Annotated in this window: 10 protein-coding genes; 4 read left to right on the top strand and 6 right to left on the bottom strand. The window is 32.4% G+C overall.

What is annotated here, in order from left to right:
* Nucleotides 1-74 precede the first annotated feature (74 nt).
* From KLA_RS15955 to KLA_RS15940, 4 genes are all read left to right on the top strand, one after another.
* Nucleotides 75-539: a hypothetical protein gene (locus KLA_RS15955; RefSeq protein WP_034647000.1), complete on the top strand. Its 465-nt coding sequence runs from the start codon at nucleotides 75-77 to the stop codon at nucleotides 537-539.
* A 54-nt stretch (nucleotides 540-593) separates the two neighbouring features.
* Complete coding sequence (locus tag KLA_RS15950; RefSeq protein WP_034646998.1) at nucleotides 594-776, top strand: hypothetical protein; 183 nt, start codon at nucleotides 594-596, stop codon at nucleotides 774-776.
* 2 nt (nucleotides 777-778) lie between these two features.
* Nucleotides 779-1,777, top strand: coding sequence for a PQQ-binding-like beta-propeller repeat protein (locus tag KLA_RS15945; protein ID WP_034646996.1), 999 nt, complete (start codon nucleotides 779-781; stop codon nucleotides 1,775-1,777).
* 189 nt (nucleotides 1,778-1,966) lie between these two features.
* Nucleotides 1,967-2,797, top strand: a complete 831-nt coding sequence (locus KLA_RS15940) for a pseudouridine synthase (protein WP_013620410.1) — start codon at nucleotides 1,967-1,969, stop codon at nucleotides 2,795-2,797.
* A 137-nt stretch (nucleotides 2,798-2,934) separates the two neighbouring features.
* Here KLA_RS15940 and argH read toward each other — a convergent pair whose 3' ends face one another.
* Genes argH through proC form a run of 6 tightly spaced genes read right to left on the bottom strand, consistent with a single transcriptional unit; the run spans nucleotide 2,935 to nucleotide 8,954 of the window.
* A complete protein-coding gene (gene argH, locus KLA_RS15935) occupies nucleotides 2,935-4,209 on the bottom strand; it encodes an argininosuccinate lyase (RefSeq protein ID WP_013620409.1) in 1,275 nt (424 codons plus the stop codon).
* A gap of 25 nt (nucleotides 4,210-4,234) precedes the next feature.
* Nucleotides 4,235-5,299, bottom strand: coding sequence for a M20 family metallo-hydrolase (locus KLA_RS15930; protein ID WP_034646994.1), 1,065 nt, complete (start codon nucleotides 5,297-5,299; stop codon nucleotides 4,235-4,237).
* Nucleotide 5,300: 1 nt separating this feature from the next.
* Entirely contained in the window at nucleotides 5,301-6,080 is a 780-nt protein-coding gene (argB, locus tag KLA_RS15925; protein WP_013620407.1) for an acetylglutamate kinase, read from the bottom strand.
* A gap of 2 nt (nucleotides 6,081-6,082) precedes the next feature.
* Nucleotides 6,083-7,021, bottom strand: a complete 939-nt coding sequence (locus tag KLA_RS15920; protein WP_034646992.1) for an acetylornithine carbamoyltransferase — start codon at nucleotides 7,019-7,021, stop codon at nucleotides 6,083-6,085.
* Nucleotides 7,021-8,154, bottom strand: a complete 1,134-nt coding sequence (locus KLA_RS15915; RefSeq protein WP_034646990.1) for an aspartate aminotransferase family protein — start codon at nucleotides 8,152-8,154, stop codon at nucleotides 7,021-7,023. Before KLA_RS15915 ends, KLA_RS15920 begins: the two co-directional genes overlap by 1 nt.
* 2 nt (nucleotides 8,155-8,156) lie before the next feature.
* Nucleotides 8,157-8,954: a pyrroline-5-carboxylate reductase gene (gene proC, locus KLA_RS15910; protein WP_034646988.1), complete on the bottom strand. Its 798-nt coding sequence runs from the start codon at nucleotides 8,952-8,954 to the stop codon at nucleotides 8,157-8,159.
* Nucleotides 8,955-8,962: the final 8 nt, after the last annotated feature.

The raw sequence follows: 8,962 nt of genomic DNA, 5'->3' as shown, positions 1-8,962 counted from the left end.
TAAAACTTTTAGTTTGTTTAACGGCACAAGCGTGACGCTTGCGCTAGCGGGGGGAGAATGTTTTATAAAACTATATGTTGCATAAAAAAATAAAAAAGGTAATGCTAATTGCAATTATTATATTAGGTGTAACTAGTTTAATAGATGGAATTGCTAATAACTTTAATAGCCAGAAGTGGCTTTACATTTCTATATTTTCAAAAGATCAAATAATCAAGAATGAATTAATTATTCATAAAAAAACACCTAATGCAGGTAGAGGAGGCACAAATTTATATTATTATTTTGGAGTATTAAAGAAAGGTGGTGGATCAGCAAGAATTTTTGGAGATGAAAATACAATAGAAAAGTATATAACTTTAGATGGTAGCTTTCCAGTTTGGACTACACCTATAACAACTAGTGTTTTTAAAAGGAAAAATAATATACCACCAAAGTTTTATCAATTTATTCACGCTATAATAATAATATTTGTATGGTTACTTTGGATCCCCTCTTTGGTGTGTTTAATCAAAAATAAAAAACGATTTTTTAAATAACACAAGCAATATGCTTACGCTAGCGGTGGTAGAGCCTATTTAAAAGGTAACTTTATGAAAATGCTAAAATCTGATGAAGGCAGAAAGGCTTTGGAAGGATTAGGAGCTAATAAGGTTAATTCATTATTAGGTAGGACAGATTTATTAGATACTAGTGTTTTTCAAGTTAACGAAATGGTAGACGCATTAATAAATCATTTAGATAATAGTAATAATTTTAATAAAATCTTTGACTAATAATGTCCATAATCAAAAATGTTAAGAATTTTTTTATCAGAGAGAAACTTATTTATCAACAAAACTTTAATGTTAAATGGGATGACATCTTTATTGAAGACCATTCAATAATTGAAGCTTCCTTTGATTTAATATGGCTCTATGACAATAAAAATGATAAAACAAAAATTTATAACTGGAAAGGTAGTATTCAAAAAGAATTCAACCATTATGTAGGTGTAAAAATGCATCTAAAATTAAATCACGAAACTGTTCTCGGAATTTCTCAAAATCAGTATAAAAAAAATTGGATATTGTATAATTTAGATAAAAATATAATTGTTGAAGAATATCCAATAATTTATGGAGTAAATTCAATTTTGAATAAAAAAACATTTCTTTCAACAAAAGAAAACAATCTAAGTTGCCATCAGTTAGAAAATGCTGAGGAACTATGGAAATTAGATGTTTCTAAATTAGGAGAGTATCTAGATTTAAAAGGTACAGAACACGAAGAATTACGTGTTGGTACTGTACATGAACTATACACTTACAATGCTATATTAGTAGCGCTATTGCGTAATGATACTATTATTGGTATTGATAGCGCTACAGGAGATGTGTTATGGCAAAAACCACTTTTTTTATTTATATCTAGACCAGTACAATTAAATGATAAACTATATCATATTATTACTGGTGTTGATGTTAAGAATATGCTACAAGTATATGATTTGGCAACTGGCAAACTAGAACGTGAGGTAGAAATTACACACCCAGTTCTTAAAGAAAACACATTTTTTACCAAACGCTTTATTAATGATACGTATATAGCACTCACTGCTACCAAAACAGGTGAAATTTTAGTAATAAACCATAAAACCGCAATAGTTGAAGATTACGCTAAATTGCCAAACCTAAAAGAAAAAATACCTATAGACAATATACCGCAAGTTCATCAAAATAAAGTTTATCAGTTAGATGGAGAAGGAACTCTTTATATTCTTGAAAAAGAAGAATAAATTAGCTTAACTAAAGTCTAGTAGGAGCGTTATAAAATTGAGTAAACTAAAATTGTATTCCAACTCAGATGTTACTAATTTACAAGTAAATAGAGAACAACAAAGCACTGTTAAGTTTAAAGATTAATTAGTTAAACTATTATATAGTTATTCAAATTCCTTTGCTACCTTTGCAAAAAATATAATACAATGGGTAGATCTGACTATAATAAGGACAGAAAATCTTCAGGAAAGGATAATGGAGGAACAAGAAAGAGGAATTTTACTGGTTCAGGTAAACCAAAAAGTACTCAAAAACCTTCAGATCCTAATTCTATAAGGTTAAATAAATATGTAGCTAATTCTGGAGTATGTTCTAGAAGAGAAGCAGATGTTTTTATTGCTGCTGGTAGTGTTACCGTAAATGGTAAAGTAGTATCAGAAATGGGGTATAAAGTTAAGCTTGATGATGTTGTTAAGTTTGATGGTAGACACCTTAATCCAGAAAAAAGAGAATACGTTTTACTAAATAAGCCAAAAGATTTTAGTACAACCGTTAGAAATGAACACGGTAAAAGAAATGTTGCTGGTTTAATTTCTAGCGCTTCTAAAGCTACTTTATTACCGGTAGATAAAATGGCTAAAGCATCTACAGGTTTATTGTTGTTTACTAATGACAAAGAACTTACAAGACGATTGCTAAACCCTAAAAATGGTTTACGTAAAATATATCACGTAGAATTATCTAAAGCATTAAGTCCGGCAGATTTAAAAAAGATTCAAGACGGTTTGGCTATAGATGAAAAAGTAGTAAATGTACACGATATTAGTTATGTAGATAATGCACCTAAAAACCAAGTTGGTATAGAACTTTTTAGTAGTAGAAGTAATATTGTCACTAAAATTTTTGAACACTTAGGGTATGAAGTTGCTAAATTAGACAGAGTTGTTTACGGTGGTTTAACTAAAAAAGATTTACCACGCGGACACTGGCGTTACTTAACAAAACAAGAAGTTGTTAACCTAGGAATGGTTAATTAAAATGTAAAAGCTGTGTATGTAACACGGCTTTTTTTATGCCTAATACTTTATAAGCTAATTTTTTTAAATAAAAATAAAACCCCTGATGTTCTAATGTTAGGGGTTTTATTTTGTTTTAGGGGAAAAGGTGTAAAATTTTAATCAATTAATTTATTTCTAATTTCTTGCAAGCATAAATTACCTAAACTGCCTTGGTGTGTATGTTTAATATCTTTTTTAGGAGAAAAAGTACCTTCATTAATTTCTTTGCCCATTTTTTTATAAGCATCTCTAAATGGTATTCCGCTTAAAACCAACTCGTTTAACGTGTCTACACTAAATAAATAATCGTATTTAGGGTCTTCTAAAATGGCTTCATTTACACGTACTTCTTTTAAGCTAAAAGTCAGTATTTCTAAACAAGCTTTAATGTCTTGTATTGCAGGTATAATTACCTCTTTAACCAATTGTAAATCTCTGTGGTAACCACTAGGTAAGTTGTTTGTTATTAAAATTAACTGGTTAGGTATAGCTTGTAATTTATTGCATTTACCACGTATTAACTCAAAAACATCTGGATTTTTCTTGTGCGGCATAATGCTAGAACCCGTTGTAAGCTCATCTGGGAAAGAAATGAAATTAAAATTCTGACTCATATACAAGCAAATATCCATAGCCATTTTAGATAGGGTAGCAGCAACATTACTAATACCAAAGGCAGTAGCTTTTTCTACCTTACCACGTCCCATTTGTGCCGCTACAACATTGTATTTTTGAGTAGCAAAGCCCATTTCTTTAGTAGTAAAATCTCTGTCTATAGGAAAAGAACTGCCGTAACCAGCAGCACTGCCAAGCGGATTTTGATCTGCTATTTTGTAGGCGGCATCAACAAAATACAAATCATCTATTAAGCTTTCTGCATAGGCAGAAAACCAAAGTCCAAATGAAGATGGCATAGCAATTTGCAAATGTGTATAACCAGGCAATAGCACATTTTTATATTTATCAGCAAGATTTAAAAGCAGGTTAAATAAAACTTTTACTTCGCTCTTAATTTCTTGTAATTCATCTTTTAAATACAAATGCATTGCAACCAAAACCTGATCATTTCTAGAACGTGCTGTGTGTATTTTTTTTCCGGTGTCACCTAATTTTTCGGTTAATACAAATTCTATTTTAGAGTGCATATCCTCAAAAGAATCTTCAATAACAAAAGAGCCTTCTTCTATGGTTTGTGCAATGGCATCAAGTTCTGCTACCAAATTCTCTGCTTCTTGTGCTGTAATAAGTCCTATTTTGCCAAGCATTTTCGCGTGTGCTTTAGACGCAATAACATCGTACTTAGCAAGTAGCAAATCTAACTCCCTGTCATTACCAACAGTAAAATGATCTATTTTTTTATCGGTACTAAATCCTTTGTCCCAAAGTTTCATAATCTTGTGTTTTTTAGGTAATTACTTATTGTAGAAACCCATTTAATATTTTAATGTATAAATCTATACCTTCTTCAATTTCGTTTACATAAATAAATTCATCTGCAGAATGTGATCTTGTGCTATCTCCTGGTCCTAGTTTTAAAGACTGACACGTAAGCGCTGCTTGGTCTGATAATGTAGGAGAGCCATAAGTTTCTCTCCCTAAAGCAATGCCAGATTGTACTAAAGGATGGCTAATATCTATAGCTGATGAATTTAACTTTAAACCACGAGGAGTAATTTTGCAAGGAGCTTCTTTTTGCAGCATTTCTGCAACTTCTTTATTTGTGTATTTATCATTAACCCTTACATCTATAACCAAGTCTACCTTAGCTGGTACAACATTGTGTTGCTTACCTGCATTAATTTGTGTTACTGTAAGTTTTACTTCGCCTAAAACATCAGAAACCTTATTAAAGGTGTAATTTTTAAACCACTCTAGTACTTTTATGGTATTGTAAATAGAATTGTCATTATTTGGGTGCGCTGCATGAGATGGTGTTCCTTTAACTTCGGCATCAAAAACAATAAGTCCTTTTTCTGCAATAGCCAACTGCATTAAAGTAGGTTCGCCAACAATAGCAACATCTATTTTTGGTAACTTAGGTAACAAGCCTCTTAAGCTATTTGGTCCGGCAGATTCTTCTTCCATAGAAGCCACCATAAGTATGTTATGGTTTAAGTTCTCTGCATTGTAGTAGTGAACAAATGTAGATAGTAAAGACACCAAACAACCACCAGCGTCATTACTGCCTAAGCCATACAATTTACCATCTTCTATATGTGGATTAAAAGGGTCTTTTGTATAAGCTGAATTTGGTTTTACAGTGTCATGATGCGAGTTTAAAAGCAACGTTGGTTTGCTAGGATCCCAATGTTTATTTTTTGCATAAACATTGTTATTATCTCTAGTAAACGGAATATTAAAACTTGTAAACCAGTTTTCTATTGCGTCTGCAGTTTTATCCTCCTCAGAAGAAAAAGACTGTATAGATATTAACTCCTTTAATAAATTTATGGCCTTTTCAGTAAGCAGTTTTTGTTCCATATTATAGTGTTATAGTGGTGTAAAGCGTTTCATTTTTATCTAACATAGAAACATCTCCTATGCAAACCGTAGTTACTTTTTTGTGTAAAGCATTAAAGCAGTTTTCAAGTTTGGGTAACATACCATCTGCAATTACCTTACTATCTAAAAGTTCTTTATAGGTTTCTGTATTTATTTTTTTTACTACAGAATTTTCATTTGTTATGTCTAATAAAACACCTTTTTTCTCAAAGCAATAATACAAGGTAGTGTCATATAAACTACTCATAGCAATAGCAATTTCAGAGGCAATGGTATCTGCATTGGTGTTTAGTAATTGCCCGGATTTATTATGGGTAAGTGCACAAAAAACAGGCGTCCATTTATTTTGTAACATTGTATTAATGGCGTTGCTGTTAACAGCTACAATATCACCTGCAAAACCATAATTTATATCTTTTACAGGGCGTTTAACTGCTTGTATAACATTAGCATCTGCGCCACTTAATCCTATGGCATTGCAGTTTACACCTTGTAATTTAGACACAATGTTTTTATTGGCCAAACCACCATATACCATTGTAATTAACTCTAAACTTTGTGCGTCTGTAATTCGCCTTCCGTTAATAAGTGTAGATTCTATCCCTAGTTTTTTTCCAAGTTCTGTGGCTAATTTTCCGCCACCGTGAACTAATATTTTTAGACCTTCAATTTTAGAAAAAGCAGTTAAAAACTTACTCAGTTCTTCTTTGTTTTCTATTACGTTACCGCCAATTTTTACAATGGATAATTTTTGTGCCATAGTTATTGGTTTTCTAATATTTTTTTTAATGCTATTTGTGCAGCAAAAGTTCTGTTGTTGGCTTGTTCTATTACTAAAGATTGGTTGCTGTCTAAAACAGCATCTTCTACAATTACATTTCTACGTACAGGTAAGCAGTGCATAAATTTAGCACCTCCTAATTTTTTTAAAGTAATTGTCCAGTTTTTATCTTGATTTAAAACCTCACCGTAATTTTGGTAACTACTCCAGTTTTTAACGTACACAAAATCGGCATTTTCTAAAGCCTTTTCTTGGTCATATTCTATAGTAGCACCTTTTGTAATATTAGTATTTAACTCGTATCCTTTTGGGTGTGTAATTACAAAGTCAGCATCTTGCAAATGCATCATTTCTATAAAAGAATTTGCCACCGCATGTGGTAAAGCCTTAGGATGTGGAGCCCAAGAAAGTACAACTTTAGGTTTAGGTTTTGTGTTGTTTTCTGCCAAAGTAATAGCATCTGCCAATGCTTGTAACGGGTGTCCTACAGAACTTTCCATATTTAAAATAGGAACCGTAGCGTGTTTTATAAATCCGTTAATAACCAACTCTGCCTCGTCTTCTTCTTTATCTTGTAAATTGGCAAAGGCTCTAATACCAATAACATCACAGTACTGAGAAACCACTTGTGCAGCTTCTTTTACGTGTTCAGATTTGCCTTGGTCCATAACAGTGCCATCTGTAAACTCTAGTGTCCAACCTTCAGAACCAAAATTCATAACAATAACTTCCATACCTAAGTTTTGGGCTGCTTTTTGTGTGCTTAGCCGTGTTCTTAAGCTGTTATTAAAAAATAATAATACAATGGTTTTATCTTCTCCTAAGTTTTTATATTTCTTCGGATTTTTCTTTATTTCTATGGCTTCATCAACCCAATTGGGTAGTGAATCTATGTTTGTTATGGATACGTAATTTTTCATTATAATTCTTTTAACTCTGCTTGTAAGGCATCAAAAAATACATCTATTAAAGCTGTTGTTATGTTTAGTGCAGGTAAAATACGTAATAGTGTTTTGTCTTTAGCACCGCCTGTAAATACAAACTGATTGTATATTAATTTTTTTCTAAGTTCTCCAACTTCAAAATCAAACTGAAGTCCTAGCATTAACCCGCGACCTTTTACTTTTTTAATTTGTGGTATGGTAGCAGCTTTTTGCAAAAAGTAAGCATTCATTTTAGCAGCATTGCGTATCAAATCTTCCTGTTCTATAACTTCTAAAACGGCTAAGCAAGCCACGCAAGCCAAATGGTTGCCTCCAAAAGTAGTACCTAACATACCGTAAGAGGCTTTAATTTTTTCTTGTATTAGAACACCACCAACCGGAAAACCATTGCCCATACCTTTGGCAATTGTTACAATATCTGGTTTTATATTATGGTGCTGATAAGCAAAAAACTCACCTGTTCTTCCGTAGCCAGATTGTACTTCATCCGCAATTAAAACAACATTGTGTTTTTTACATAAGGCTTCTATTTTTTGGTAAAACTCTGTAGTAGGCTCGTCTAAACCACCAACACCTTGTACAGCCTCTAAAATAACCGCACATACATCATCTTTTTCAATTTCAGTAGTAAAAGCTTCTATATCATTAAAGGCTAAAAAAGTTACTTTTTGTTGTTTGTTTATAGGCGCATTTATTGCAGTATTATCTGTAGCAGCTACAGCAGCAGATGTTCTGCCGTGAAATCCGTTATTAAAAGCAATAACTCTAGATTTGTTGGTGTAGAATGATGCTAATTTTAATGCATTTTCATTGGCTTCTGCACCAGAGTTACATAAAAACAAATTGTAGTCTGTACAGTTAGACAGTTGCACTAATTTCTCTGCTAACTCACCTTGTAATGGGTTTTGTACAGCATTGCTATAAAAGGCAATTTTATCTAATTGCTCTTTAATTCTGCGTACGTAATGCGGGTGAGAATGTCCTATAGAAATTACTGCATGGCCACCATAAAAATCTAAATATTCTTGACCTTTATCATCTAGTACCTGGCTGCCTTTTGCAGAAACAGGAGTAACATTATATAAAGGGTATACATCAAATAAATTCATACTTAATTTTTTACTTTAAATTCACTTATTTTATCAAACGAAGCTACAATTCCTCTAATTAAAGAAGAACTTAATCCTTGGTGCTCCATCTCATTTAAACCTTTAATAGTGCAGCCCATAGGCGTTGTTACACGATCTATTTCTTGCTCTGGATGATTGCCAGATTCTATTAATAAACTAGCGGCACCGTTACACGTATGCATTGCCAATTCTTGTGCTTCTTTAGCATCAAAACCTAGTTGTATTGCTCCTTGCGTAGTAGCGCGTATTAGTCGCATCCAAAAAGCTATTCCGCTTGCACATATAACAGTTGCAGCTTGCATTTGACTTTCAGGAATTTCTAACGAATGTCCCATTCTATTAAAAATGGCCTTAGCCAGTTCTATTCTTTTTTTTCCCATTTCGTTGCTACAAACGCAGGTCATAGATTGCCCTACAGAAATAGCTGTGTTTGGCATACTTCTAATAATATAGGTGTCTTTACCTAGTACAGCTTCAATTTTTTTAATGCTAAAACCAGTTATGGTTGATATTACAATATGCTTTTCAGTAAGCAAGTCTTTAACATCATTTAAAATAGCTTCAAAATGATTGGGTTGTACAGCAAAAATTAAGACATCAGAATTTTTTACAGCCTCTCTATTGTCTGCAGTAACAGTTACGTTGCCATAAGTTTTATGCTCTTCAATACTTTCTGTACTTCTTTTTGTTAAGTACATTGTTGTTGCTCCATTAGAGTTTAAAATACCTTTTGCAATAGATAATCCTAAGTTTCCGGCACCTATAATAGCTAGTTTCATAGTTGGTT

Origin of the sequence: Cellulophaga geojensis KL-A (assembly GCF_000568425.1) — a bacterium.
GTDB classification, from domain to species: Bacteria; Bacteroidota; Bacteroidia; order Flavobacteriales; family Flavobacteriaceae; genus Cellulophaga; species Cellulophaga lytica.
The sequence above is the reverse complement of the archived record's forward strand: the minus strand, read 5'-3'. Positions and strand labels throughout refer to the sequence as shown.